General features: G+C 70.8%; 22 protein-coding genes. 10 read left to right on the top strand and 12 right to left on the bottom strand.

Annotated elements, in window-relative coordinates; genetic code table 11:
- Positions 1–78: 78 nt before the first annotated feature.
- A complete protein-coding gene (gene ald, locus EHF32_RS10560) occupies positions 79–1,170 on the bottom strand; it encodes an alanine dehydrogenase (RefSeq protein ID WP_137418137.1) in 1,092 nt (363 codons plus the stop codon).
- Positions 1,171–1,317: 147 nt separating this feature from the next.
- Here ald and EHF32_RS10555 point away from each other — a divergent pair, with 147 nt between their 5' ends.
- Positions 1,318–1,821 carry an Lrp/AsnC family transcriptional regulator gene (locus EHF32_RS10555; protein ID WP_137419210.1) on the top strand — a complete coding sequence of 168 codons (504 nt, stop codon included), beginning with the start codon at positions 1,318–1,320 and terminating at the stop codon, positions 1,819–1,821.
- Between the two features lie 312 nt (positions 1,822–2,133).
- Here the strand turns inward: EHF32_RS10555 and EHF32_RS10550 are convergent, their stop codons facing one another.
- Positions 2,134–2,766 carry a TetR/AcrR family transcriptional regulator gene (locus EHF32_RS10550; RefSeq protein WP_137418136.1) on the bottom strand — a complete coding sequence of 211 codons (633 nt, stop codon included), beginning with the start codon at positions 2,764–2,766 and terminating at the stop codon, positions 2,134–2,136.
- 67 nt (positions 2,767–2,833) lie between these two features.
- Between EHF32_RS10550 and EHF32_RS10545 the strand changes: the two genes are divergently transcribed.
- From EHF32_RS10545 to EHF32_RS10535, 3 genes are read left to right on the top strand one after another with little or no spacing between them, the layout of a single operon-like run.
- On the top strand, positions 2,834–3,508 hold the full coding sequence (locus EHF32_RS10545) for a class II aldolase/adducin family protein (RefSeq protein ID WP_137418135.1): 675 nt from the start codon (positions 2,834–2,836) through the stop codon (positions 3,506–3,508).
- Positions 3,505–4,323 (top strand): aminoglycoside phosphotransferase family protein, encoded by an 819-nt coding sequence (locus tag EHF32_RS10540; RefSeq protein ID WP_137418134.1) that lies wholly within the window; start codon positions 3,505–3,507, stop codon positions 4,321–4,323. Before EHF32_RS10545 ends, EHF32_RS10540 begins: the two co-directional genes overlap by 4 nt.
- Positions 4,320–5,927, top strand: coding sequence for a glycerol-3-phosphate dehydrogenase/oxidase (locus EHF32_RS10535; RefSeq protein ID WP_137418133.1), 1,608 nt, complete (start codon positions 4,320–4,322; stop codon positions 5,925–5,927). Before EHF32_RS10540 ends, EHF32_RS10535 begins: the two co-directional genes overlap by 4 nt.
- A 40-nt stretch (positions 5,928–5,967) precedes the next feature.
- Here EHF32_RS10535 and EHF32_RS10530 read toward each other — a convergent pair whose 3' ends face one another.
- Both EHF32_RS10530 and coaBC read right to left on the bottom strand, forming a co-directional pair.
- Positions 5,968–6,951, bottom strand: a complete 984-nt coding sequence (locus tag EHF32_RS10530; protein WP_137418132.1) for an LLM class F420-dependent oxidoreductase — start codon at positions 6,949–6,951, stop codon at positions 5,968–5,970.
- Between the two features lie 138 nt (positions 6,952–7,089).
- Entirely contained in the window at positions 7,090–8,286 is a 1,197-nt protein-coding gene (coaBC, locus tag EHF32_RS10525; RefSeq protein ID WP_137418131.1) for a bifunctional phosphopantothenoylcysteine decarboxylase/phosphopantothenate--cysteine ligase CoaBC, read from the bottom strand.
- A gap of 50 nt (positions 8,287–8,336) precedes the next feature.
- Between coaBC and EHF32_RS10520 the strand changes: the two genes are divergently transcribed.
- Complete coding sequence (locus EHF32_RS10520) at positions 8,337–9,062, top strand: NRDE family protein (RefSeq protein WP_192900637.1); 726 nt, start codon at positions 8,337–8,339, stop codon at positions 9,060–9,062.
- Position 9,063: 1 nt separating this feature from the next.
- On the opposite strand, the gene EHF32_RS10515 is transcribed toward EHF32_RS10520, so the two are convergent.
- Positions 9,064–9,390, bottom strand: coding sequence for a DUF7882 family protein (locus EHF32_RS10515; RefSeq protein ID WP_137418130.1), 327 nt, complete (start codon positions 9,388–9,390; stop codon positions 9,064–9,066).
- 73 nt (positions 9,391–9,463) lie between these two features.
- Here EHF32_RS10515 and EHF32_RS10510 point away from each other — a divergent pair, with 73 nt between their 5' ends.
- Positions 9,464–9,778, top strand: coding sequence for a DUF7882 family protein (locus EHF32_RS10510; RefSeq protein ID WP_137418129.1), 315 nt, complete (start codon positions 9,464–9,466; stop codon positions 9,776–9,778).
- Between the two features lie 206 nt (positions 9,779–9,984).
- Here EHF32_RS10510 and EHF32_RS10505 read toward each other — a convergent pair whose 3' ends face one another.
- The 6 genes from EHF32_RS10505 to EHF32_RS10480 all read right to left on the bottom strand — a co-directional run bounded on the left by EHF32_RS10505 (position 9,985) and on the right by EHF32_RS10480 (position 18,423).
- Positions 9,985–11,202 (bottom strand): alpha/beta hydrolase family protein, encoded by a 1,218-nt coding sequence (locus EHF32_RS10505; protein WP_137418128.1) that lies wholly within the window; start codon positions 11,200–11,202, stop codon positions 9,985–9,987.
- A 35-nt stretch (positions 11,203–11,237) separates the two neighbouring features.
- Positions 11,238–12,635, bottom strand: a complete 1,398-nt coding sequence (locus EHF32_RS10500; RefSeq protein ID WP_137418127.1) for an aspartate aminotransferase family protein — start codon at positions 12,633–12,635, stop codon at positions 11,238–11,240.
- Between the two features lie 284 nt (positions 12,636–12,919).
- Positions 12,920–15,220 (bottom strand): glycoside hydrolase family 3 N-terminal domain-containing protein, encoded by a 2,301-nt coding sequence (locus tag EHF32_RS10495; RefSeq protein WP_137418126.1) that lies wholly within the window; start codon positions 15,218–15,220, stop codon positions 12,920–12,922.
- Positions 15,220–16,113 (bottom strand): carbohydrate ABC transporter permease, encoded by an 894-nt coding sequence (locus EHF32_RS10490; RefSeq protein ID WP_137418125.1) that lies wholly within the window; start codon positions 16,111–16,113, stop codon positions 15,220–15,222. The genes EHF32_RS10495 and EHF32_RS10490 overlap by 1 nt, the downstream gene beginning before the upstream one ends.
- Positions 16,110–17,123, bottom strand: a complete 1,014-nt coding sequence (locus EHF32_RS10485; protein WP_137418124.1) for a carbohydrate ABC transporter permease — start codon at positions 17,121–17,123, stop codon at positions 16,110–16,112. Before EHF32_RS10485 ends, EHF32_RS10490 begins: the two co-directional genes overlap by 4 nt.
- A 13-nt stretch (positions 17,124–17,136) precedes the next feature.
- Positions 17,137–18,423 (bottom strand): extracellular solute-binding protein, encoded by a 1,287-nt coding sequence (locus EHF32_RS10480; RefSeq protein WP_137418123.1) that lies wholly within the window; start codon positions 18,421–18,423, stop codon positions 17,137–17,139.
- A gap of 192 nt (positions 18,424–18,615) precedes the next feature.
- On the opposite strand from EHF32_RS10480, the gene EHF32_RS10475 reads away from it, so the two are divergent.
- Positions 18,616–19,620, top strand: coding sequence for a LacI family DNA-binding transcriptional regulator (locus tag EHF32_RS10475; protein WP_137418122.1), 1,005 nt, complete (start codon positions 18,616–18,618; stop codon positions 19,618–19,620).
- Positions 19,621–19,669: 49 nt separating this feature from the next.
- Positions 19,670–21,190, top strand: a complete 1,521-nt coding sequence (locus tag EHF32_RS10470) for a glycoside hydrolase family 43 protein (RefSeq protein WP_161594091.1) — start codon at positions 19,670–19,672, stop codon at positions 21,188–21,190.
- Here the strand turns inward: EHF32_RS10470 and EHF32_RS10465 are convergent.
- A complete protein-coding gene (locus tag EHF32_RS10465) occupies positions 21,177–22,334 on the bottom strand; it encodes an ROK family transcriptional regulator (RefSeq protein ID WP_238343684.1) in 1,158 nt (385 codons plus the stop codon). The two genes, EHF32_RS10470 and EHF32_RS10465, sit on opposite strands and share 14 nt — an antisense overlap.
- A gap of 60 nt (positions 22,335–22,394) precedes the next feature.
- Between EHF32_RS10465 and xylA the strand changes: the two genes are divergently transcribed.
- Both xylA and xylB read left to right on the top strand, forming a co-directional pair.
- A complete protein-coding gene (gene xylA, locus EHF32_RS10460; protein ID WP_137418119.1) occupies positions 22,395–23,585 on the top strand; it encodes a xylose isomerase in 1,191 nt (396 codons plus the stop codon).
- Positions 23,586–23,755: 170 nt separating this feature from the next.
- On the top strand, positions 23,756–25,057 hold the full coding sequence (gene xylB / locus EHF32_RS10455; RefSeq protein WP_137418118.1) for a xylulokinase: 1,302 nt from the start codon (positions 23,756–23,758) through the stop codon (positions 25,055–25,057).
- Positions 25,058–25,112 lie beyond the last annotated feature (55 nt).

Here is a 25,112-nt window from a genome sequence, read left to right as displayed (position 1 = left end):
GACGGATCCGTCGGAATCCTCCTGATGAGTGGTGATCTCCTGTGTTGCGGATGCGGGCCGCCCCGCATCCTGCCGACGTCAGGCGCGAGGCTTGTCGGGGAAGGCGGCGGCGACGCCCGCGTTCGCGATACCACCGCGGAGCGTGTTGAGCCCGAGTGCGAGGGCCGGGTCATCGGCGAGCGCCCGCTCCCAGCCCTTGTCGGCGAGGGCGAGGGCGTAGGGCAGCGTCGCGTTGGTCAGGGCCGGGGTTGAAGTGCCCGCCGCGGCGCCCGGCATGTTCGCCACGCACGAGAAGATCGTCGGGCCGACACGGAACGTCGGATCGTCATGGGTCGTCGGGTGGGAGTCTTCGAAGCACCCGCCCTGGTCGATCGCGATGTCCACGAGGACGCTTCCGGTCTTCATCCGCTCGACGATCTCGTGCGAGACGAGGTGTGGCGCCTTCGCGCCGGGGATGAGGACGGCGCCGATGACGAGGTCCGCATCCAGCACCGTGCGTTCGATCTCGTACGCGCTGGATGCCACCGTGCGCACCGCGCCGCGGTACAGATCGTCGAGCTGGCGCAGCCGCGGGATCGAGATGTCGAGCACGGTGACGTCGGCGCCGAGCCCGACGGCCTGCGCGACCGCATTGCTGCCCGCGATGCCGCCGCCGATGACCGCGACCTTCGCGGGGCGCACGCCGGGGACCCCGGCCAGCAGCACGCCGCGGCCGCCCTGCGAGCCGAGGAGGTGGTAGCCGCCGGTCAGCACGGACAGGCGCCCGGCCACCTCGCTCATGGGGGCGAGCAGCGGGAGGGAGCGATCGGGCAGCTGAACGGTCTCGTAGGCGATCGCCGTCGTGCCGGCGCCCAGCAGCGCATCGACGAGATGCTCGTCGGCGGCCAGGTGCAGGTAGGTGAAGAGGGTGAGGTCGTCGCGCAGGTGGCCGTACTCGGAGGCCACCGGCTCCTTGACCTTGAGCACGAGCTCCGCCGACCAGGCCTCGGCGACGTCGACGAGGCGAGCGCCCGCGGCGGCGAACTCCTCGTCGGTGATCGAGCTGCCCGTGCCGGCGCCGCTCTGTACCGCGACATCGTGGCCGTGCCGCACCAGCTCGCGCACGCCGGCCGGCGTGGCGGCGACGCGGTACTCGTGGTTCTTGACCTCGGCGGGGATTCCGATGCGCATGGCGCCGTCCTTCGTGTCGATGTATCAGGATGTTCGTCTGGAGCGGGCCGAATCTAGAAGAAAATCGTGTCAGAATCACTACCTGCCGAAGAGAATTCTCAGCGGTGCGAGAATTCCGGACAATCTCCGGCCGGATGCGGGGTGAGCATGGCGCAGGCGCAGAACCGTCGGGCCGATCCGGTGGACGAGCGCATCCTCTGGGAGCTGCGTCGCGATGCGTCGCAGACCAACGCGGCGCTCGCCGCGCGGGTCGGGCTCTCGCCCTCGGCGACGCACGCGCGCGTGCGGGCTCTGCGGGAGTCCGGCGCCCTCGGATCCGCGCACGCCGACGTCGACTTCGCCGCTCTGGGGCTGCCCCTGCAGGCCATCGTCGCGGTGAAGCTCCGCGCGCAGGCGCGGCCGGCGATCAAGACCTACGCCGAGAAGGTCTCGCGCCTGCCGAACGTCCTGAACCTCTTCTTCCTCGGCGGCCAGACCGACTTCCTCATCCACGTCGTCACGACGTCGCCCGAGCAGCTGCGCGACTTCGTCGCCACACGCCTGAGCATGGATCCCGCGGTCGCGTCGACGGAGACCCAGATCGTGTTCGACTGGGTGCGCACCTCGGCCCGCGCGGCCGGCTTCGACGACATGCGCGGCCCCATCGGCTGACCCCTCCGCATCCGTCGCTTCACCGCGTCCGGTCACCGCACGTGTCGTTCTGCGACAGGTGAGCTGGGGCCGTCCGTGTTCCCCTGCCCCAGATCGACTCGCAGCCGTCGTTCTGTGACGGGTGAACTGGGGCAGTCCGTGTTCCCCTGTCGCAGATCGACACGTGTGGCTCGATCTCTGACAGGCGAGCCGAGCGGGTACAGGCGAGCCGGGCGGGTGGAGGCGAGCCGGGCGGACGGGTGGGGGAGCCGGGCGGGTGGAGGCGAGCCGGGCGGGCGGAGGTGAGTCGGGCGGGAGGATGTGGATCCGCGGTCAGGGCTGGAGGTAGCGGCGCAGGAGCAGGCGCAACTCCTGCAGGGTCTGCTCCTGCGCGGCGGGCGGGACGGCGAAGGCGTCGTGCAGCACGGCGTCGGCGGCGAGGAACGCGACGCGGGCGCGGGCCGTCGCATCCGTCTCGTCGTGGGAGAGACCGCTGGCGTGGAGGAGGCGCGCGGCGGCCTCGGCCATCCGCTGCTTGTGCGCCGCGCGGTCGGCGTCGATGAGTCCCCCGGCCGAAGCGGTGCCGAGGATGCGGACCGCGTCACGGTCGCGGTAGATCTCGGCCACGGCGTCGATCACATGTCCGACGGGATCGGAGGGCGGCGTGCTCGCGCGCGTCAGGGCGACCGCGTTCTCGAGGAGGGCCTCGAGTCGTGCGTGGTACTCGGCGACGAGGGCGCGCACGATCGCGTCGCGATCGGGAAGGTACTGGTAGAGCGCGCCCACGCTGACTCCCGCGGCCTCGGCGACGCGCGGGAGCGTCAGGGCGGCGACGCCCTCGCGTGCCACGAGACCGGATGCGGCCGCGAGTGCTCGCGCCACCTTCTCGCGTGAGCGCTGCTGACGTGGAGCGCGCTGCAGCGGGATGCGGTCCCAGTCCGGTTCCGTCGCAGCGAGAGGTGTCACGGGTGCCGCATCCTTCCGCCAGAAACCAAACTTGACTTTGGTTTGTCCTCACGGTCATGCTAGCGCCATGACAACGTCGTCAGATACCTCAGCCGCGCGCGTCGCCGTAGCCGACGCCTCCCGATCCCTCGCCGAAGCGGGCCTCCTCGTCGGCACGGCCGGCAACGTCAGCATGCGCGTGGGAGAGCACGCCGCCGTCACGGCCACCGGCGCCGTGCTCGGCGAACTCACCCCGGAACAGGTCACGATCGTCACCCTCGACGGCGAGGTCGTCGAGGGCGACTGGGCGCCCACGTCCGAGACGGCACTGCATCTGGGCGTGCTGCGGCACGCGCCCGCGGATCAGGTCGGCGCGGTGGTCCACACCCACGCGCCGATGGCGACGAGCCTCTCGCTCGTGCTCGACGAGGTACCGGTGGTGCACTACCAGCAGCTGCTTCTGGGCGGACCGCTCCGGGTCGCCCCCTTCCACCCGTTCGGCAGCGTCGAGCTCGCGCAGGCCGTGGGAGCAGCCCTCGACGGGCGACTCGCCGCGCTCATGGCCAACCACGGCGCCGTCGCACTCGGGCGCGACCTCGTCCACGCGGTGGAGAACGCGCTGCTGACGGAGTGGATCTGCGACCTGTACTGGCACGCGCGCGCCATCGGGCAACCGCGGGCGCTCGACGCGGCGGCGCAGCACGCGGTGGTGGAAGCGGCCACGCGCCGTGGATACGGCCAGCCTCAGCGGGCCGGGCGATGAGCGTCGTCGGGTCGCGCCCGATCGCGCGCGGTCGGTCGGCCGAGGTGTTCGCGGACGGCGACGACCGCGTGGTCAAGCTGGCCTTCCCCGGTGTCGATGCGGCCGAGGTCGCGCAGGAGGTCGCCGCTTCGCGGCTCGCGTACGAGCTCGGCATCACCCCGGTGCGTTGCCACGGCGGCGTCGAGGTGGATGGGCGCCACGGCATCGTGTTCGACCGCATCGAGGGCGTGCCGCTCACGGCCGTGGCCGAGCGCAACATCCTGCGCCTGCCTCAGGTGGGCAGCACACTCGCGACCGAGCACCTGTTCGTCCACCGCGCACGCACCGACCGGTTGCCCGATGTGCGGGAGCTCGCCGTCGTGCAGCTCGACACCCCTGCTCTCTCGGCCCTCACATCCGCCGAACGGGATGCGGTCGCCCGCCGCATCCGCGCCCTCCCCGCTGGGGATGCGGTGCTGCACCTCGATTTCCATCCGCAGAACGTGTTCGTGCTGGCCGAGCGCAACGTCGTCATCGACTGGCAGACGGCGGTCGCCGGCCAGCCCGCCGCCGACGTCGCCCTCACCCGCCTGCTGTTCCGCGAGGCGGAGCTCTTCCCGGGCACGTCCGCGCCGATGCGCGTCGTCTACGGAGCCGTGCGCCGCATCCTCCTGCGTTTCTACCTGCGGTCCTACCTGCGCGCGGGAACCGTCAGCGTGGCCGACCTCGACCGGTGGGAGATCGCGGCGCGCGTGCTGAGGTTGGGGCTTCTCGACATCCCCTCCGAGCGCGAGCGCATGATCGCCGGCATCCGCGCCGACCTGGCGGCGGCATGAGTCTGCGGCGCGCTCTGCCCCACAGTGCGGTCGACGTGCTGGTGGTCGGCGGCGGGATCACCGGCGTCGCGACGGCCTACGAGGCCGCCAGTCGAGGACTGTCGGTCGCGCTCGTCGAGGCGGGCGATCTCGGTGGCGCCACGAGTGCAGCCACCGGCAAGCTCATCCACGGTGGGCTGCGGTACCTCAAGAACCTGGAGGTGCGTCTGGTGCGCGAGTCTCTCGCCGAGCGACGCACCCTGCTCTCCATCGCACCGCACCTCGTGCGCCCGATCGGTATGGTGCTGCCCGAGCCGGGACTCATCGAGCACCTGGGCCTGACCGCGTACGACGTGCTGTCGTTCGACCGCAACCGGATCGCGGATGCGGCCGCGCACATCCCCCGGCACCGGTCGCTGTCAGCAACCGAGCTCGTCGACCGGGGCCTCGGATGGATGCGGCACGGCATCCTCTACTACGACGCGATGATGCTCTCGCCCGAGCGTCTCACCCTCGCGTTCGCGGAGGCGGCCGCCTCCCATCGCGCGACCATCTCGACCTACACGCGTGCGACGCGCCTGCTGGTGCGCGCGGGACGCGTCGTCGGCGCCGAGGTGCACGACCGCGTGTCGGATGAGACGGCGGAGATCGCGGCGACGGTGACGATCGATGCGACCGGCTCCTTCTCACACGATTTCCTCGCGCGTACTCCCGCGCTGCGAGAGGCCATCGGCCCGGCGCCCGCGGTGCGCTCCGAGGGCATCTATCTGGTCACCCGCCGCCTGGGCGACACGATGGTGCTCACGGTGTCGTCCGGCGGGCACTTCAGTGTCGCGCCCTGGCGTGACCGGAGCCTGATCGGGCCCACCGAGACCCCGTACACCGGCCCGGTCGACGAGTGGCGGCTCACGCGGGGCGCGATCGAGCGGTTCATCGCCGAGATCAACGCGGGCGCGAAGCTCCCGGAAGCGCTGACGCTCGACGACGTCACCGCCGCGTACGGCGGTCTGCGTCCGCTCGCGGAGTCGGCAGGCACCGACACGTACCGGGCCTCCCGCGCATCCGATCTCGTCGACCACGCGCGTCACGGCGTCGCGGGTCTGTTCTCGGCGCTCGGCGGGAAGTACACGACCTCCCGCGCCTTCGCCCAGCAGATCGTCGACCGGCTGGCCGCGCACGGCCTGCGTCCCGCGCCCTCGACCAGCGCGAAGACGCCCCTTCCCGGCGGGGATGTCGATGACGTGACGGCCGCGCAGGCCGTGCTGCGCCGGGATGCGGCGGGGTTCGGACTCGCGGCGGACACGGCAGACGTGCTCTTCGCCCACTACGGCAGCCGTGCGCGTTCCGTGCTGGCGCTGGCCGCATCCGATCCGCGTCTCGCCGAGCGCGCCACCTCCGACGGCGAACCGCTCGCCGCCGTCGCGTGGGCCGTGCGCCATGAGGCACCCGAGCATCTCACCGACGTCCTGCTGCGGCGCACCGGCATCGGGCGCCTCCAAGACCCCGGAGAGCGCATCCTCGGTCTCGCCGCGGACATCATGGCCGAGGCGCGGGGCTGGAGCCTCGAGCGCACCGCGGCGGAGCTGGACGCGGCTCGCGCCGCCGTTCGCCTGCCCGTCGACTGACCGCCTCGGGCGCCCGAGCAGCCGCCCGCGGCCCGGTGGATCAGAGCGCGCGGAGCTTTTCCAGCAGGGGAGCGGCGACCTCGGCCACGAATCGCTCCTGCTGCGCGTCGCCGATCTGCACGATGGCGACGTCGGTGAAGCCCGCATCCAGGAACGGTCGCACGCTCTCGGCGAGCTCGTCGAGGTCGGGTCCGCACGCGATGGAGTCCGCGACGTCCTCCGGCCGGACGAACTGGGATGCGGCCGCGAACCCGGCGGGCGTCGGAAGGTCGGCGTTGACGCCCCAACCGCCGCCGAACCAACGGAACTCGTCGTGCGCGCGGGCGATGGCCGCCTCGCGATCCGGGTCCCAGCTGATCGGGATCTGGCCGATCTTGCGGCTCTCGCCGGACTCCGACCCGCTCGCCGGGTGCTTGTCATCCCACGCCTTCACGAGATCCGCATCCGGCTCGACGGCGATGAGGTGGTCGGAGAGGTCGACGAACTTCTCGATGGAGCTGTCGCCCGACACCGCGACGCCGATGGGCACGCCGCCGTCGGGGTTGTCCCAGATGCGGGCGGAGTCGACGCGGAAGTACTGGCCGTCGTACGTGACGAGCTCGCCGGTGTGCAGTGCCCGGATGATCTCGATCGCCTCGACGAGCATGTCCTGGCGCATCTGCACGGCAGGCCACCCTTCGCCCACGACGTGCTCGTTGAGGTTCTCGCCCGAGCCGAGGCCGAGTGTGAAGCGTCCCTCGGAGAGCAGCTGCAGCGTGGCGGCCTTCTGAGCGACGATCGTGGGGTGGTAGCGCATCGTCGGGCAGGTGACGTAGGTCATCAGCTCGACGCGGCTCGTCGCCTGCGCGACGGCTCCCAGGACGGTCCACGCATGCGGCGCGTGTCCTTGGGTCGTCAGCCACGGTGAGAAGTGGTCGCTGGAGACGAGGAAGTCGAAGCCCGCCTCCTCCGCGCCCGCGGCATAGCGCACGAGCTCACGCGGCCCGCTCTGCTCGGTCATGAGGGTGTAGCCGAAACGTGTCATCGCATCGTCCTTCTGTGAGGGGTGTCAGCGACGCTAGGCCCCGCACGGCTGCGGACCCCGGGCCTTGCGCCGAGCCCGCGGATGCGGCAGGCGCCGACGACCCGGACGGATCGCTCGGTCCCCAGGGCTGTGCTCTGATCAGCGCAGGCCGAGCACCGCATCCCAGACGGCGTCGGCGACCGCGCGCTTCGAGCCGGAGGTCTCGGTCTCGGAGCCCTCGGTCAGCAGCAGCGCGGCGTTCTCCTCGGACTCGAATCCCTCGCTCCAACCGACGCGGTTGACGACGAGGAGGTCGGCACCCTTGCGCTCGCGCTTGCGGCGCCCGCGCTCACGGAGCTCTTCTCCGGATGCGGTCTCCGCGGCGAATCCGACGATGGTCTGGCCGGGGCGGCGTGTGCGGGCGAGTCCCGCCAGGACGTCGGGGTTCTCGACGAGGTGCAGCGTCAGCGTGCCGTCGCCGCCCTCCTTGGTGAGCTTCGTGTCGGCGACCTCGCTCACGCGGTAGTCCGACACCGCCGCGGCCATCACGACGACGTCCGCGACGGATGCGGCCGCCGCGACCGCATCCTGCAGCTCTGCGGTCGTGCCCACGTGCGAGATGTGGATGCGGGGGTGGGCTGCGGCCGAGGCGAGCACGGCGGCCTCCACATGCGCGGCCACGAGATCGACCTCGGCCCCGCGGTCGGCGGCGGCCAGGGCGAGGGCGATGCCCTGACGTCCGCTCGATCGGTTTCCGATGAAGCGCACCGGGTCGAGCGGCTCGCGCGTGCCGCCCGCGCTCACGAGCGCCCGAAGTCCTTCGAGGTCGGGTGCGGACACCGCGCCGAGAGCGGTGCGCAGGATGTCTGCCGGCTCGCTCATCCGGCCGGGCCCGCTGTCGCCGCCGGTGAGGAGCCCGTCATCGGGGCCGACGACGATCACGCCGCGGCTGCGCAGAGTCGCCATGTTGGCGGTCGTCGCGGGGTGGCGCCACATCTCGGTGTGCATCGCCGGGGCGACGACCACCGGGGCGGTCGTCGCGAGCAGCGTCGTGCCGAGCAGGTCGTCGGCGATGCCCGCGGCCATCTTGGCGATGGTGTTCGCGGTGGCGGGTGCGACGATCACGAGATCCGCCTGCTGTCCGAGGGAGACGTGGCGTACACGTGCGACATCGTCGTGCACCGAGGTGGTGACCGGGTTGCGGCTGAGGGCCTCCCAGGTCGGCAGGCCCACGAACCGGAGGGCATCGGCCGTGGGGACGACGTGAACCTCGTGGCCCGCGCGAACGAGGTCGCGCACCAGATGTACCGTCTTGTATGCGGCGATGCCGCCCGTGACTGCGACGACGACGAACATGTCTCGATTGTCGCATCCGGTCCCGCCGCCCGAAGGAGACCGTTCCGCCGATGTGCACCGTGATCGTCCGCGTGCCCGAGGACGCGAGTGAGCCCACGCGCGTCGTGGCCATCCGCGACGAGGACCCGAATCGTCCCTGGAACCGGCTGGGACCCTGGTGGCCGGACACCTACCCGGGCGTCATCGGAGTGCACGACGTGCGAGCCGGCGGCGCGTGGCTCGCGGCCGACCCCGCCGCATCCCGGCTGGCGGTCCTGCTGAACCGCGCCGACACCTCACCTCTCGCGGACGACGCGGTCACCTCTCGTGGCGTGCTGCCGCTGGAGGCGGTGGCTGGCCGTGTACCCGTGGATGCGCCGCCGACGCGAGGCTTCAACCTGCTGGATGTCTCACGGGCCGGCGCCCGGGTGATCTCCTGGGACGGCGAGGCACTGCGCGAGGGCCTGCTGAGCCCCGGTACCCACATGATCGCGCACGACGACCTCGACGATCCGCGCACCGCGCGCATCACCCACTGGCTGCCGCAGTTCGCCGCGGTGGCCGACGGGGAATCAGGCGACGGCTGGTGGCGCACCTGGCTCGAGGTCATCGAGCGCAGCGCGGAACTGGAGGCGACGGACGACCGCGCGCTCATCCGGGATCACCGCCATCTCGGCATCCCGACGCTGTCGTTGCTCGTGTGCGTGGCGAGCGTCGGGGGAGAGGGCGGAGTGGATGTCCGCTACGCGGACCTCCCCTCGCCCGGACACTGGGGGCCGCTCACCCCGACAGCCTGAGTCAGGACGCCGTGGGGGCGGGGTGGGTGTCGAAGTGCTCTGCGACGAGCATGATGCCGCCCGACGAGTTGGCGGAGTTGGCCAGCTCCTCGACCCATTCGCGGCTGAGCATGGCCGGCTCCGGGTCGTCGAAGACGAAGCGCAGCGGAATCGACGGATGCAGCCACAGCGTGCTGCGGCCTCGCGGCTGGTCGTCGGGATGCCGCCACGACAGGGTGAAGCTCTCACCGCGGCGGAGCTTGGTCGCGATGACGACCTTGAGATGCGCGAGAGCACGATCCTCGATGTGGATCGGCGTGCTGCCGCCGCCGTAGTAGATGGTTCCCATGCGCACACCCTAATCCCGACCCACCGGTAACGGGAGGTCATGGCATCCGGGCCGCGCTGGTTATGCTCGTACCGTGGGCCGATTCATTTACGACACCGCCTCGAACGCTGTCGAGATCGAGGACAGGACTCTCGCGCATCTGCGCATCGTCGTGATGAACAAGCTGCGCCGCGGCGAGCCCTTCATGTTCGACGTGGAGGTGGGCGACGGCAGCGGTCGCCGCAGCTTCTGGGTGCACCCCTCGGTACCGATGCAGTTCCACTTCTATGGTTCGCGTCAGCCGAAGATCAACCGCGCGTGGGTCGAAGACCTCATGCTCGCCGCATCCGGCCCGCACGGGCTCTCGATCGTGCCGGAGCCGGCCGACGAGCCCGTCGACCACGGCTGAGAAGTCCTACGGCGCCCTGCGCGGGCTGTCAAGGGCGCCCTGGGTCGTCTCGCGGATGCGGCAGGCTTGTCTTCCGCAGGAGGTGAGGCCGATGCGCCCCCGCGACGAGAACGCTCAGCCCGATTCGCCCGAGGGTCCGCTGTTCGACAGCGTGCCGGGCATCGACGTGGTGGATGGAGAGCTGCTGCCGAGAACCGATGGGCCGGTCACTCCCGGATCGTCGCGCTGATCCAGTCCAGCACGCGCTCGTGCACCAGGGTCCTCGCCAACGGCTCGCAATGTCCGTCCGCGCCCTCCGCCGCCGTGAAGCGAACCACATGCGAGACGGTGCGCGTCAGGGCCGCGAGCCTCTCCGACTGACCCGGCCAGAACTGCTCGCCCTCGGGTGAGGTGATCAGCAGCGGCGTGTCGATGCGCGCAGCCTCGGCCTCCGACAGGGCGAACTCCCGGATGCGGCGGATCACCGCCGCATATCCGCCGGAACCCACCGGGCGGGCGCGGAACGCCCACGTCGCCGCGAGGTCGCGGGAGAACCGCATTCCGAGAGCCATGTCGCGGTCGAACTGCGCATCCTTTCCCTCGTCGAGGAGTCTGCGAAGCGAAGCCGGTAAGTGGTCCGTCCACGACGTCGACACGTCGACGACGCCGGGATCGACGACGGCGGCCGCGAAACGGTGCTCGCCGGAGAGCGCCCGCGGCACCCAGTAGCCCCCTTGGCTGATGCCCCATACGACGATGCGATGCTCGTCGACGTAGCGGTGGCCCGCGAGCTCGTCGACGACGGGTGCCAGCACGTTCTCCCAGTCCGGGCGGAACGGGACGCCGTGCTGGAACAGCACGGACTGCTGGCCGGGACCGTCGAAGACGTAGGCGTGGAATCCCCGCGCGAGGGCGGCGGCGACCCCGGTGCCCCACAGTGAGCTGATCGAGCCGTCACTGCCGTTGACGAAGACGAGCGTCGGGCGAGGACCCGCCGCATCCGCGTGGAACAGATAGCCGGGCATCGTGGTGCCGTCGAGCGGAACGTCGATCCGGCTCATGCGCACGCCCGCATCCGCGGCGAACGCGTCCCATGCGGCGCGGTGGGCGGAGAACAGGGACGCGGCTCGGTCCTCGTCGTCGGCGGCGGATGCGGCGTCCACCGCGACCGCGAGGTAGTTCGCCGCGCGCAGTGACGCCCAGCGCGCCGTGTCGGCACGACCGTCGGCGGCCGCATCCTGCGCGTCCCGTGCGGCGCGTTCCCCGAGCGCCTGCCATGCCGACAGCCACGCCCCCGCATCCTTCGCCTTCACATCGCCGACGGCCGCGAGGACCTCGCCGATGTCCGCGCCGCCGGAGGGCGCGAGGCCGAGCACGCAGCGCACCACGAAATCACGGTCGGCCGACCGCGCGAACGGAGCGGCGAAGACACTGGTGTGCGACATGATCCCCCCGGATCGTCTCTGTGTCCGACAGCGTGTCAGAGGCGCTGCCAGGCCTCGGTGAGCACACCGCGCAGGATCTGCTCGATCTCGTCGAACTCCGCCGGTCCGATCGTGAGCGGCGGCGCGAGCTGGATCACGGGATCCCCGCGGTCATCCGCGCGGCAGTAGAGTCCTGCGTCGTACAGCGCCTTGGAGAGGAACCCCCGGAGCAGCCGCTCCGACTCGGCTTCGTCGAACGTCTGCTTGGTCGTCTTGTCCTTCACGAGTTCGATGCCGAAGAAGTACCCGGCACCGCGGACGTCTCCCACGATCGGCAGATCCGTCAGCCGCTCGAGGGCGGCGCGGAAGAGGGGGGAGTTCTCGCGGACGTGCGCGTTGAGCTGCTCCTCCTCGAAGATGTCGAGGTTCTCGAGCGCGACCGCGGCCGACACAGGATGCCCGGCAAAGGTATATCCGTGCGCGAAGCTGGTCGTTCCCGTGGCGAACGGCTCGTAGATGCGGTCGCTGACGATCGTGCCGCCGAGCGGGGAGTAGCCGCTGGTGACCGCCTTGGCGAAGGTGATCATGTCGGGCTGGTAGCCGAAGGCGTCGGCGGCGAAGTACTCGCCGACGCGGCCGAATGCACAGATGACCTCGTCGCTGACGAGCAGCACGTCGTACGCGTCGCAGATCTCACGCACACGCGCGAAGTAGCCGGGCGGGGGCGGGAAGCACCCACCCGAGTTCTGTACCGGCTCGAGGAAGACGGCGGCGACCGTGTCGGGGCCCTCGAACAGGATCATCTCCTCGATCCGGTCCGCCGCCCATCGGCCGAACTCCTCTTCCGAGGTGCCGGGGAAGCCCATCTCGGCGGCACGGTAGAAGTTCGTGTTGGGGACGCGGAAGCCGCCCGGTGTGACCGGCTCGAACATCTGCTTCATGCCGGGAAGGCCCGTGACGGCGAGTGCCCCCTGCGGAGTCCCGTGGTAGGCGATGGCGCGGGAGATCACCTTGTGTTTGCCGGGCTTGCCGACGAGTTTCCAGTAGTTCTTGGCGAGCTTGAACGCCGTCTCGACCGCCTCGCCGCCCCCCGTGGAGAAGAAGACGTGGTTCAGATCGCCCGGGGCGAGATCGGCGAGCCGGTCCGCGAGCTCGATCGCCGCCGGATGCGCGTACGACCAGATCGGGAAGAAGGCGAGCTGTTCGGCCTGACGTGCGCCCGCCTGTGCGAGGCGGCGCCGGCCGTGACCGGCGTTGACGACGAACAGGCCGGCGAGGCCGTCGAGGTAACGGCGCCCCGCCGCATCCCAGATGTGATGGCCCTCGCCGCGGACGATGATCGGGACGCCGTCGGGCGAGTCCATCGTGGACTGCCGGGCGAAGTGCATCCAGAGGTGGTCGCGCGCCTTGCTCTGCAGGTCGGCGATATCGAAGGGTGCGTGCTCAGGAGTCATGTCGGCGCCTCTCGTTGCGCCCGACGATACTCCCGACGCAGGCCAAACTGTACCCGCCGGACGGTCCCCCTCTCCCTGCCCGAGTTGCATCGCATGTGCGCAGATGCGGCACTTCTGCGCACATGCGCCAGTGATGAACTGTGGCCGTTGCGCAGAAGTGTGGCGGATGCGGCGCGCGAAGGCCTGTGGCGGATGCGGGTCGCGCGGGCGGATGCGGGACGGGCGCGAAGAGGCCGGCGCGCGATCTGTCCCCCCAGCGCGCGCCGGCCCGTCTCTTTCGGCGCCTACGACGTGATGCTCACCACCGTGAGTCGCTCGTCGCGCGCCGTGATCTCGTGCACCCCTCCCGCGAGGGTGGTGCCGGCGGCCGTCTCGCGCTCGTCGCAGGACGGTCCGACCCAGACCTCGAGGGCGCCGGGTTCGACCACCCGGCGATAGCCGCGGTCGGAGAAGGCGAGCCGCGCGGCGGGGACGGCGAACTCGACCGTCGCGCGCTCGCCGGCGGCCAGCGTGACGCGGGCGTAGCCGACGAGTTGCGCGACCGGGCGCGTGACGGAGGCGACCGGGTCGTGCGTGTACAACTGCACCACGTCGACGCCGGAGCGGTCGCCCACGTTCTCGACCACGACGCGCGCCGTGAACCCGCCCGCGGTGCTCGCGTCCGCATCCACCTCGAGGTCGCGGTGCGCGAAGCGCGTGTAGGAGAGGCCGAAGCCGAACGGACGCACCGGGGTGCTGTCCGCGCTCGTGATCTCGTTCGCCGCGCCCAGCAGCGGATGCAGGTAGCTGTAGGGCTGTGCGCCCGCCGATCGGGGCAGCGAGACGGGCAGCCGACCCGACGGCGCCGAGTCCCCGGCGAGAAGGGACGCCAAGGCAGTGGCACCCTCCTCACCGGGGAAGAATGACTGCAGCACGGCGGCCGGCGCGGTCTCGCCCTCGAGGGCCCAATCGATCGCGTAGGGGCGGCCCGACAGCACCACGAGGACGACGGGGGTTCCCGTGGCGACGATGCGCTCGACCAGCTCCCGCTGTACGCCGGGCAGCTCGAGCGACTCCACGTCGTTGCCCTCGCCGACCGTCCCGCGGCCGAAGAGCCCGGCGCGGTCGCCCACCGCGACGATCGCCACCTCCGCGTCGCGCGCGGCATCGATCGCCGCGGTGAAGCCGGAGCGGTCCTCGCCTTCGACGGCGCAGCCCTCTGCGACGTCGAACGATGCCCCGGGGTAGCGCGCGACCAGCGCCTCGCGCAGCGACGGGATCTCGAACCCCATCGGCACACCCGGATGGTGGGCCAGCACGTGGTTGGCGAAGGAGTAGCAGCCCATCAGCGCCGAGGCCGCATCCGCGTTCGGTCCGATCAGTGCGATCCGCGACGGCTCGGCGAGCGGCAGGACGCCGTCGTTGGAGAGCAGCACGATCGACTCGTCGGCCAGGCGGCGCGCGAGCGCCCGGTGGCGGGGGGTGTCGAGATCGACGGATGCGGGTGCCGGCTCCTCGAAGGTGGCATCGAGCAGGCCGAGCTCCTCCTTCTGGGTGAGAACCCGCAGCACCGCGCGATCGACGTCTTCGATGGGGACCCGGCCATCGCGGACGCGCTGTGCGAGCGGCTCCGTGTATGCGTCACCGGTGGGCAGCTCCACGTCGATGCCCGCGGCGAGCGCGAGCGCCGCCGCCTCGCCGCGATCGGCGGCGATCTTGTGCATCGTCTCGAGGAACGCGACGGAGAAGTAGTCCGAGACCACGACGCCGTCGAAGCCCCACTCCTCGCGAAGCAGCCCCGTCAGCAGCTCGGCGGATGCGGCCACCGGGACACCGTCGATGTCGGCGTACGAGTTCATGACGCTGCGCGCCCCGCCGTCGCGGACGGCCATCTCGAACGGTGGCAGGAAGACGTCCTGCAGTTCGCGGCGCCCGGCGTGCACGGGGGCGTGGTTACGGCCCGCCTGCGAGGCCGAGTAGGCCGCGAAGTGCTTGAGGGTCGCGTGCACGCCCGCATCCTGCAGCCCCCGGACGTACGCGGTGCCGACGGTGCCGACGAGGTAGGGATCCTCGCCGATGCACTCGTCGACGCGCCCCCATCGCGGGTCGCGGATGACGTCGAGCACGGGCGCGAGGCCCTGGTGGATGCCGAGTTCGCGCATCGACTCGCCGATGATCTCGCCGACCTCGGCCACGAGCTCCGGATCGAACGCCGCTCCCCACGCGAGCGGGGTCGGGAAGGTCGCCGCCTTCCACGCGGCCAGGCCCGTGAGGCACTCCTCGTGCACGATCGCGGGGATGCCCAGACGTGTCTGCTCCCGCAGTCGGCGCTGCTCGGACCACAGCCATTCGGCGCGCTCGACCGGCTCGACCGGGCGCGTGCCGTAGACGCGGGTGAGATGGCCGATGCCGTGCACCGACGCATCCGCGTACCGCGTGGAGCCGGCCATCTCGCCCGCCATGGGCGCGACGACTTCGTCGCCCTGGTCGATCCAGAATCCGACGAGCTGCGCGAGCTTCTCGTCGAGTGTCATGCGCCCGAGCAGATCGACGACGCGCGAGCTGGGCGCGGCGGCGGACACGGCCGCATCCTGTTCGAGCGACATCAGCCCTTCACCGCCCCGGTCAGACCGCCGACGATGCGGCGCTCGAAGAGGCTGAAGAACACGAGGGCGGGGATCATCGACAGCGAGGTGAACGCGAGCACCTTGGCCGTGTCGACCGAGTACTGCGACGCGAACGCCTGCGTGCCCAGCGGCAGCGTGAAGGAAGCCTCGTTGTTGAGGATGAACAGCGGGAGCATGTAGGAGTTCCAACTCTGGACGAAGACGAGGATGCCGACGGTGATGATGCCGGGCACCGCGAGCGGGACGACCATGCGCCAGAAGAAGCCGAGGCGCGAGCACCCGTCGATGGATGCGGCTTCCTGGAGCTCATGGGGGATCGCCGCGAGGAAGGGCACGAGGATGATGATCGTCATCGGGAGACCGAAGGCGATCTGCGGCACGATGACGCCGGCGAGCGAGTTCATGAGTCCGAGGTCGCGCACCAGGATGTACAGGGGAGTGATCGCGACCGTCATCGGGAACATGAGTCCGGCGGTGAACAGTGCGTAGAACGCACCGCGTCCGCGGAAGTTGTACCGCGCCAGCGCGAAGGCCGCCATGAGCCCCAGGACGACCACGAACAGCGTCGTGGCGGCGGCGGCGATGAGCGAGTTGCCCACCTGGCGCCAGAAGACGCCGCTGGCCAGCACGTTGACGTAGTTCTCCCAGTTCCACGTCGTCGGAAGTCCGGACGGATCGAGGGTGATCTCGGAGTTCGTGCGGAACCCGCCGAAGATGATGTACGCGACGGGCGCCAGCATCAGGGCGACGAGCACCAGGGCGACGAAGTAGACGGCGAGGTTGGACGACTTCCGCTGGCCGGGAAGGCCGCTCGAGTGTCGGCGGGTCGGAGTGCGCCGGCCCGGGGTGACGACGGCAGCGGTGGCGGTCATCGGGCACCTCCCGTGATGGCGCCGGCGGTGTCGCGGCGCAGGACGAAGCGCTGGTAGAGCAGTGCGACCGCCAGCGAGATGAGGAACATGACCACCGCGACCGCGCTGCCGTAGCCGTAGCTGCCGGCGTTGCGCCCGTTGGCGACCATGTAGGTGGCCATGGTGGAGGTGCCCGCCGTCGAGGCGACGTACTGGCCCCACACGATCCACACGAGGTCGAACAACTGGAGCGATCCGATCACCGAGAGGAAGGCCCAGATCCGGATCGTCGGTCCCATGAGCGGCAGGACGATGTGGCGCTGGATCTGCCAGTACGACGCGCCGTCGATCGCGGCCGCCTCGGAGAGCTCTTCCGGGATGCCCTGGAGACCTGCGAGGAAGAGGATGACGGCGAAACCGACGTACTTCCAGGTGATGATGACCATGAGGGTCCAGATCGCGAGCGAGGGGTTCGAGATCCAGTCGTTCGCGAGAGCGCCGAGACCGATCTTCTCGAGCAGCCCGTTCAGTGCGCCGTTCGACTGCAGGAGCAGACCCCAGCCGAGGCCGACGACGACCTCGGAGATGACGTACGGCACGAAGATGAGCACGCGGATGAGGGACTGGAACCGCATCTTGCGGTTCAGCAGCAGTGCGAGTCCCAGAGCGAGCGGTCCTTGCATCACGAGCGACATGACGACGATGAAGCCGTTGTGGCCGAGGGCCTCGTGGAAGGCGGGGTCGGTGAGGATCGTGACGTAGTTGCGGATGCCGACGAAGTCGGTGGGGGCGCCATATCCCGACCAGCTGAAGAAGCCGTAGAACGCCGCCATCGCGACCGGGAAGATCACGAACGAGACGAAGACGATCAGGGCGGGGCCGAGGAGCAGGAGCAGCTCGGCGCGCAGGCGCCACCTGCCCCCGCGCCGGCGGGGCCGGGTGGGCGATGCCGCGGATGCGGCACCGCCCACCGGCGGAAGGCTGTCCGCCGCGTCAGCGACGGTACTCGCGTGTTCGCGAACGGAAGCCATCGTCATCGACCTCTCAGGACTTCGCGGCCGCGGCGTTGACGGCGTCGACGATGCCCTGCGGTGTGCCCTTGCCCGCGAACAGGTCGACGACGGCGACGTTGAGCGCGTTGCCCACGTTCTGGCCGTACAGGGTGTCGAGCCACACGACCACGTAGGGGGCGTTGTTGTAGCTCTTGAGGATGTCGACCAGAGCGGGGTCGGTCACGACGCTCTGTGCCTCGGTGGATGCCGGAAGGGTCTGGAACGCCTTCGCGTATCCCTCCTGGTTGTCCTTCTCCGCGATGAAGTTCAGGAAGTCGACGCACTGCTTGGGAGCGTTGACCCAGCAGCTGAAGCCGTCGACGCCGCCCATCATCGCGCCCGCCTCGCCCTTACCGCCCGAGACCTCGGGGAAGGGGAACCACTTGAGGTCGGCGAGGGGCTCCTCGTTCGGGGTCAGGGAGGCGATCACGCCCGGGTCCCAGGCGCCCATGAGCTCCATCGCGGCCTGGTGGTTGGCCAGCAGGCCGGCCGAGGAGCCGGCGCCCTGCTGCGCCGTCGTGGTGAGGAAGCCGTCGTTGAAGGGGTTGGTCTTGATGAAGGCCTCGAGGTTCTCGCCCGCCTCCAGCCAGCACGGGTCGTCGAAGGACCGGTCGGAGGCCGCCTTGTCGAGGGCGTCCTTCGAGCAGGCGCGCAGGGCGAAGTTGTAGTACCAGTGCGCGGCGGGCCATGCGTCCTTCGCGCCGACGGCGATCGGGTCGATCCCGGCCGCGCGCAGCTTCTCGTTGGCCGCCTCGAGCTCGTCGATCGTGGTGGGGGTCTCGGTCACGCCGGCCTGCGTGAAGAGGTCGGACGCGTAGTAGATGCCGGAGGGCAGGACGGCGGTCGGAACGCCGTAGTTCTTGCCGTCGATCGCGAAGGCGGAGAGCGAGCCGCCCATGGCGTCCTTCGTCGCCTGCGAGAGGCCGTCGGTCAGGTCCATGGCCTGCCCTGCCTTTACGACGTCGGCGAGCTTGCCGCCGCCGCGGGCCATGAAGATGTCGGGGGCGTCGCCGGAGTTGAGGGCGGTCTGGAGCTTGCCGTCCATCTCCTCGTTCTGGATCGACTGGATCTCGATCTTGACGCCGGGGTTGGCCTTCTCGAAGGCGGCGGCCGTGTCGACCCAGTACTGCTTGCCGTCACCCGTGGTCGAGTTGTGCCAGAAGGTCAGCGTGACATCGCCGCCGCTGTCGCCGCCGTCTCCGCCGCCGCTGCATCCGGCGAGCGCGAGCGCGCTCATGGCCAGCGCAGCAGCACCGACCAGCAACTTCTTGGTTCTCATGTGATCCACCTTTTCTCTTCATCGAGTCGCACCTCGAGGTGCTGCTGTGGGCACGAGCATCCGTGGCGTCGCTGCCTCGACGTGGCGTCGTGCGGGGGCTCGAAGGGTTCCGAGCGGTGTCAGTGTGGCAAGCACCCGAAAGGGTGTCAAACGTTTTCGAAAACCTTTTCCGGTGGTCTACGCTGAGGCGTCATGGTCCGAAGGGTCACGATCCACGACGTCGCCGCAGCCGCCGGCGTGTCCGTCGCGACCGTCTCCAAAGCCGTCAACGGCCGGTACGGCGTGGCGGAGGAGACGGTGGCGCGCGTGCTGTCGGCGGTCGACGAACTGGGGTACGAGTCGAGCCTCGTCGCCTCGAGCATGCGCTCACGGCGCACGGGGGTGATCGGCGTTCTCGTCGCCGATTTCGAGCCCTTCTCCGCGGAGGTGCTCAAGGGCGTGGGCAGTGCGTTGGCCGACTCCGGTCACGATGTGCTCGCCTACAGCGGGTCGCATCAGGAGGGGACGGGGTGGGAGCGGCGGTCGTTGAGCCGGCTCAGCGGGACGCTCATCGACGGGGCGATCATGGTGACCCCCACGATCGTGAACGTCACCTCGGACGTGCCCATCGTCGCGGTCGATCCGCACACCGGGCGTGCCGACCTCCCGACCGTCGAATCCGACAGCTTCACCGGCGCGCAGCAGGCGGTTCGCCATCTCGTCGAGCTCGGGCACCGTCGCATCGGCTTCATCGCAGGGCGTCCGGATCTGCGCTCCTCCGCCGCGCGCGACGCGGGCTACCGCGTGGCGCTGTCCGAGGCCGGCATCCCGTTCGATCCGAACCTCGTCGGCGTCGGCCGCTATCACGGCGACATCGCTCGCGAGGCCGCCGTGCAGATGCTCTCGTCGCCCCACCGTCCCACGGCGATCTTCGCCGCCAATGATCTCTCGGCACTTTCGATCATCGACGTGGCGCACGAGCTGGGACTCTCGGTGCCGGAGGATCTGTCGGTCATCGGGTTCGACGACGTCCCCGAGGCCGCGCGTGCGGCCCTGCCGCTGTCGACCGTGCGCCAGCCGATGCAGCGCCTCGGCGCCGCGGCCGCGACCATGGTGCTCGCCCTCATGAACGGCGAGGAACTGGATGCGACGCACGTCCGCCTCGCCACGCGGCTCGTTCCTCGTGCCACCACCGCCCCGCCGCGCGCGGGGCACTGAGACCACCGCCCCCGCGGGCGGCACCCGACCATCACGCGAAGGAGCATCCATGGGTCGTTACCGCAATCCCATCCTGCCGGGCTGTCACCCGGATCCCAGCATCTGCCGCTTCGGCGATCGCTACGTGCTGGTCACCTCCAGCTTCGAGTACCTGCCGGGGCTACCCGTGCACGTCTCGGACGACCTCGTGAACTGGACGCTCGCGGGGCACGTGCTGCATCGGCCCGGGCAGATCGACCTGTCCGGGCTCACCTCGTCCTCCGGCACGTATGCGCCGACGGTGCGCGAGGTGAACGGGCGGCTCGTCGTGGTGTGCACGGTCGTCGGGCCGGAGGAGGGCGACTGGGCAGGGCGGACCGGCCACTTCCTGGTCACGGCCGACGCTCCAGAGGGCCCATGGTCAGACCCGGTCTGGATCGACGGTGTCGGTGGATTCGACCCCTCGATCACGGTCGATGGCGATCGCGTCTGGCTCTGCGGCACGAGGGAGGCCGTCGAGGGCTACTGGCCCGGTCGCACCGAGGTGTGGGTGGCCGAGCTCGACCTCGCCTCGGGGGCGCTGCTCAGCGCGCCCGTCGTGATCTGGACGGGAGCCGCCGTCGGGGCGGTCTGGGCCGAGGGGCCGCACCTGCTGCCGCATCCGGATGGCGGCTGGATGCTGCTGGTCGCCGAGGGCGGCACCGACCTCGAGCACGCGGTGTGCGTCGCATACGCCGATCGCATCGAGGGTCCGTATGTGGGGGATGCGGGAAACCCCCGCCTCTCGCACCGCGATCTCGGGCCCGTGGCGCCGATCGTCGCCGTGGGGCACGCCGATCTGGTGGACGACATCGAGGGCCGCAGTTGGGCGACGGTGCTGGCGCTGCACCCGGTCGACGGACGACGGGGGATCCTCGGCCGGCGAACCTCGCTCGTGCCGGTCGGGTGGGCCGATGGTCGTCCACTCTTCGCACCGGGCATCGGGCGGGTCGAGGAAGTGGTGACGGCGGAAAGCGTGCCGGATCAGCGGCCGTGGCCGACCCGTGTCGAGGAGCGCTTCACGACCGAGCGCCTCGACCTCGAGTGGAACGGCGCCGGCCGCCTCCCGGAGGAGATCGCGACCTGGGGCACCGACGGTCTGCTGCTCCCCGGGGGCGCCGAGCCGTCGAGGACGGCGCGGGTCTCGTTCCTCGGACGACGGCTGCCCGACGAGAACAGCGAGGCGTCGCTGCGCCTGCGGATCACTCCCGCGGACGACGGGTTCCGTGCGGGCGTGCTGCTGCGGGTCTCCGACGCTCAGCAGCTGGAGTTGTCGGTGACCGGCGCGGGAGAGGCGATCGCCGTGCTCGCCGGAGCCGAGATCGGACGCCTGCCGCTCGGACGCGACGCTGTCGGCGACGAACTCGAGCTCACCGTCCGCATCCGGAACCTCACGGCGTCGCTCTTCGTGGGCGAGGAGGAGGTGGCCTTCTGCGAACTCGACGTGCTGGCCCCCCAGCCGCCGCGGGGGTTCATCGGCGCCTGGGTGGGACCGGTGGCGGTCGGCTCGGGTGAGGCCCGCATCACGCGCTTCGCGCTCAGCGTGGGCTGAACTCCGAGGGGTCGGCGAGGAGGTCGGCGAAGGCGAGTTCGCCGGCCCCGATCAGCAGACGGTGTTCGGCGAGCGAGGCGAGGCGCAGCTCGAGGGTCTCCGCGCACGCGGGCATCGCCTGGGCGCGCACCGCGTCGCCGAGTGCGCCCAGATCGCTCGCGCACAGCGCCGCGAGGAACCCGCCGAGCACGACGACGCTCGGGTTGAGCACGTTCACCGCGTTCGCCAGTGCCGTCGCGAGGATCCGCTGCTGCCGTTCGATCTCGGCACGGGCGTCCCCGGATGCGGCGGCGACCGCATCCGTGAGCTGCGCGTCGTCGGCATCGCTCAGGCCGAGGGCGGCGAGCAGGAGAGAGCGGTTGACTTCATCCTCCAGAACGCCGCCGGGCACCCGTCGGTCCGCCGCATCCTCGATCCCGGGTCGGTTCTGCCCGAACTCGCCCGCGTATCCGCCCGTGCCGGCGAGCGGGTTGCCGGCGACGATCACGCCGCCGCCGATGCCGCTCGCGCCGCCGTTGAGGTAGACGACGTCCGCCGTGCCGCGGGCGGCGCCGAACAGGTGCTCGGCGAGCACGCCGAGACTCGCGTCGTTGCCGATGGCGGTGGGAAGCCCCGTGGCCTCGCGGATGAGATCGGCCAGGGGGACGTCGCGCCATCCGAGGTGAGGGGCGTCGCGCACGAGACCGTCGCCGGTGCGGACGAGTCCGGGGACGGCCAGACCGACGCTCACGATGCGGTGGCCGGCGAGCTCCGTCCGCTGCCAGCGGTCGATGTGCTCGGTCACGAGCGCCGCGGTCTCGGCCGGCGTGGGGGCCTCGGCCATCGTGACGCGCGCGCGGACGGGGATGGAGAGATCGAGCCCGACCGCGGCGAGGGTGACCGCGTCGACCTCCGGGTTGACCGCGATCGCCACCGTGCGCGACTGTGCGGCGACGATGGGGGAGGGGCGTCCGGCGCGCCTCGCCGGGTCCGGCGCCTTCTCGGCGACGAGTTGCTGCGCCGTGAGCTCGGCGACGAGGGCGGCGACCGTCGAGCGGTTCAGTCCCGTCGCCTCGGTGAGGGCGGCGCGCGAGAGGGCGCCCTCGCGGTGTACGAGTCGAAGGATGCGGGAGAGGTTGCGCTGCCGCATGCCGATGGCGTCCATGGCTCCAGTGTAGTAAGTTGCGAATAACAACATATCCGCCTCGCATCGCGAAGGAGCGTCATGCCCGCCCCCACTCCCGCCGACAAGTTCTCGTTCGGTCTCTGGACCATCGGATACAACGGCACCGACCCGTTCGGCGGGCCGACCCGTCCGGCCCTCGACGTCGTCCACGCCGTCGAGAAGCTCGCAGAGCTCGGCGCCTACGGACTCACTTTCCACGACGACGACCTGTTCGCCTTCGGCTCGACCGACGCTGAGCGTCAGAAGCAGATCGATCGCCTCAAGGGCGCCCTGGCCGACACCGGCCTGATCATCCCGATGGTCACCACGAACCTCTTCTCGGCCCCCGTCTTCAAGGACGGCGGCTTCACCGCCAACGACCGCGACGTGCGCCGCTACGCGCTGCGCAAGGTGTTCCGCCAGCTCGACCTGGGTGCGGAGCTCGGCGCCAAGACCTTCGTCATGTGGGGCGGCCGTGAGGGCGCCGAGTACGACAGCGCGAAGGACATCCGCGCGGCCCTCGAGCGTTACCGCGAGGCCGTCAACCTCCTCGGCGACTACGTCACCGACAAGGGCTACGACATCAAGTTCGCCATCGAGCCGAAGCCGAACGAGCCCCGCGGCGACATCCTGCTGCCGACGCTCGGCCACGCGATCGCCTTCATCGACTCGCTCGAGCGCCCCGAGCTCGTGGGCCTGAACCCCGAGGTCGGGCACGAGCAGATGGCAGGACTCAACTTCGCCGCAGGCATCGCCCAGGCCCTGTACCACGGCAAGCTCTTCCACATCGATCTCAACGGCCAGCGCGGCATCAAGTACGACCAGGACCTCGTGTTCGGACACGGCGACCTGCACAACGCGTTCGCGCTCGTCGATCTGCTCGAGAACGGCGGCCCGGGCGGCGTTCCGGCGTACGACGGTCCCCGTCACTTCGACTACAAGCCCAGCCGCACCGAGGACGAGAAGGGCGTGTGGGAATCGGCTGCGGCCAACATGCGCACGTACCTCCTCCTGAAGGAGCGCGCCGCTGCCTTCCGCGCCGACCCCGAGGTGCAGGAGGCGCTCGCCGCCGCCAAGGTCCCCGAGCTGTCGGTGCCGACCCTGGGCGAGGGCGAGACCTACGAGCAGTTCCTCGCGGACCGCTCGGCCTACGAGGACTTCGACACCGACGCCTACATGGGTGGCAAGGGCGGCGGCTTCGTGCGCCTGCAGCAGCTCGCGACCGAGCACCTGCTGGGCGCCCGCGGCTGACGCACCCGCGTCCCGTGCGGCCGCCGGGACCCATGTCCCGCTCGCCGCACTCCGTGTCCCACTTTCCGCAGGATTCGACCCCGAAAACTGCGGAAAGTGGGACACGGTGCCCAGGGGATGCGGGAGGCGCCCTCTGAAGAAGCAGATGTCCTGAGCAAGAAGGAGCAGCGATGACGCTGGTGTTGGGGGTCGACTCGTCGACCCAGTCGTGCAAGGTCGTCGTGATCGACGCGGAATCGGGCGCCATCGTGCGCACGGGCCGCGCGAGTCATCCCGACGGCACCGAGGTCGATCCCGCCGCCTGGTGGGAGGCCCTGCAGGCAGCCATCGCGGATGCGGGCGGCCTCGACGACATCGCCGCGTGGTCCATCGGCGGGCAGCAGCACGGGATGGTCGCGCTGGATGCCGACGGCCGCGTCATCCGCCCGGCCCTGCTGTGGAACGACACCCGCTCCGGCGGCGCGGCAGCCCAGCTGACCGCCGAGTTCGGCGCCCCGGCGCTCGCCGCGCGCACGGGGCTCGTACCGGTCGCCTCCTTCACCATCACGAAGCTGCGGTGGCTCCGCGACAACGAACCCGACAATGCGGCGCGCGTGGCCGCCGTCGCGCTGCCGCACGACTGGCTCACCTGGCGTCTGCGCGGCTATGGCCCCGCGGGCGAGAGTGCGCTCGGTCCGGTGCTGGACGAGCTCGTGACCGACCGCTCCGACGCCTCCGGGACCGGCTACTGGTCACCTGAGACGGGCGGCTACGACAGGGAGCTGCTCGTCGCCGCTCTCGGTCACGACGCACTCCTGCCGCGCGTGCTCGGCCCCGACGAGTGGGTGACGGATGCGGCGGGCCGCCGCGTCGGTCCCGGCGCCGGCGACAACGCGGGTGCCGCCCTCGGCGTCGGCGCGGTCCCGGGCGATGCGATCGTCTCCATCGGCACCTCGGGCACGGTGTTCGCCGTCAGCGCCGAGCGCACGATCGACGCGACCGGCACGGTGGCCGGCTTCGCCGACGCATCGGGCAACTTCCTTCCCATCGTCGTGACCCTCAACGCCGCGCGGGTGCTCGACGCCATCGCCCGGCTGCTCGGAGTCGATCACGCCGAGCTCAGTGCGCTCGCGCTGACGGCGGAGCCCGGGGCCGGGGGGTTGCGACTCATCCCCTACTTCGAGGGCGAACGCACCCCCAATCTTCCGGACGCGACCGCATCCCTGGAGGGAATGACGCTCGCCTCGACGACGCGGGCGAACCTCGCCCGCGCGGCGGTGGAGGGCATGCTGTCCGGTCTCGGCGCGGGCCTGGACGCCCTCCGCGGGCTCGGCGTGCCGCTCGAACGCGTGCTTCTGATCGGCGGGGCCGCCCAGTCCGAGGCGGTGCGCCGCGTGGCGCCCGAGGTCTTCGGGCTGCCGGTCGAGGTTCCGGAGCCGGGTGAGTACGTCGCGCTCGGCGCCGCACGCCAGGCCGCCGGAACGCTCGGTTGAGAGTCTGGATCGACCGGATGCGGCCGATCCGGTCGGTCCTCACAGCGCCCACCGA

This window comes from Microbacterium sp. RG1 (assembly GCF_005347485.1).
GTDB lineage: Bacteria > Actinomycetota > Actinomycetes > Actinomycetales > Microbacteriaceae > Microbacterium > Microbacterium binotii_A.
Note: the sequence above shows the minus strand (reverse complement) of the source record. Positions and strands in the feature narration are given on the sequence as shown.

Coding starts and splice junctions, on each gene's coding strand:
- ald (WP_137418137.1), bottom strand. CDS start 1,170: ATGCGCATCGGAATCCCCGCCGAGGTCAAGAACCACGAGTACCGCGTC.
- EHF32_RS10555 (WP_137419210.1), top strand. CDS start 1,318: ATGGCGCAGGCGCAGAACCGTCGGGCCGATCCGGTGGACGAGCGCATC.
- EHF32_RS10545 (WP_137418135.1), top strand. CDS start 2,834: ATGACAACGTCGTCAGATACCTCAGCCGCGCGCGTCGCCGTAGCCGAC.
- EHF32_RS10540 (WP_137418134.1), top strand. CDS start 3,505: ATGAGCGTCGTCGGGTCGCGCCCGATCGCGCGCGGTCGGTCGGCCGAG.
- EHF32_RS10535 (WP_137418133.1), top strand. CDS start 4,320: ATGAGTCTGCGGCGCGCTCTGCCCCACAGTGCGGTCGACGTGCTGGTG.
- EHF32_RS10530 (WP_137418132.1), bottom strand. CDS start 6,951: ATGACACGTTTCGGCTACACCCTCATGACCGAGCAGAGCGGGCCGCGT.
- coaBC (WP_137418131.1), bottom strand. CDS start 8,286: ATGTTCGTCGTCGTCGCAGTCACGGGCGGCATCGCCGCATACAAGACG.
- EHF32_RS10520 (WP_192900637.1), top strand. CDS start 8,337: ATGTGCACCGTGATCGTCCGCGTGCCCGAGGACGCGAGTGAGCCCACG.
- EHF32_RS10515 (WP_137418130.1), bottom strand. CDS start 9,390: ATGGGAACCATCTACTACGGCGGCGGCAGCACGCCGATCCACATCGAG.
- EHF32_RS10505 (WP_137418128.1), bottom strand. CDS start 11,202: ATGTCGCACACCAGTGTCTTCGCCGCTCCGTTCGCGCGGTCGGCCGAC.
- EHF32_RS10500 (WP_137418127.1), bottom strand. CDS start 12,635: ATGACTCCTGAGCACGCACCCTTCGATATCGCCGACCTGCAGAGCAAG.
- EHF32_RS10495 (WP_137418126.1), bottom strand. CDS start 15,220: ATGTCGCTCGAACAGGATGCGGCCGTGTCCGCCGCCGCGCCCAGCTCG.
- EHF32_RS10490 (WP_137418125.1), bottom strand. CDS start 16,113: ATGACCGCCACCGCTGCCGTCGTCACCCCGGGCCGGCGCACTCCGACC.
- EHF32_RS10485 (WP_137418124.1), bottom strand. CDS start 17,123: ATGGCTTCCGTTCGCGAACACGCGAGTACCGTCGCTGACGCGGCGGAC.
- EHF32_RS10480 (WP_137418123.1), bottom strand. CDS start 18,423: ATGAGAACCAAGAAGTTGCTGGTCGGTGCTGCTGCGCTGGCCATGAGC.
- EHF32_RS10475 (WP_137418122.1), top strand. CDS start 18,616: ATGGTCCGAAGGGTCACGATCCACGACGTCGCCGCAGCCGCCGGCGTG.
- EHF32_RS10470 (WP_161594091.1), top strand. CDS start 19,670: ATGGGTCGTTACCGCAATCCCATCCTGCCGGGCTGTCACCCGGATCCC.
- EHF32_RS10465 (WP_238343684.1), bottom strand. CDS start 22,334: ATGGACGCCATCGGCATGCGGCAGCGCAACCTCTCCCGCATCCTTCGA.
- xylA (WP_137418119.1), top strand. CDS start 22,395: ATGCCCGCCCCCACTCCCGCCGACAAGTTCTCGTTCGGTCTCTGGACC.
- xylB (WP_137418118.1), top strand. CDS start 23,756: ATGACGCTGGTGTTGGGGGTCGACTCGTCGACCCAGTCGTGCAAGGTC.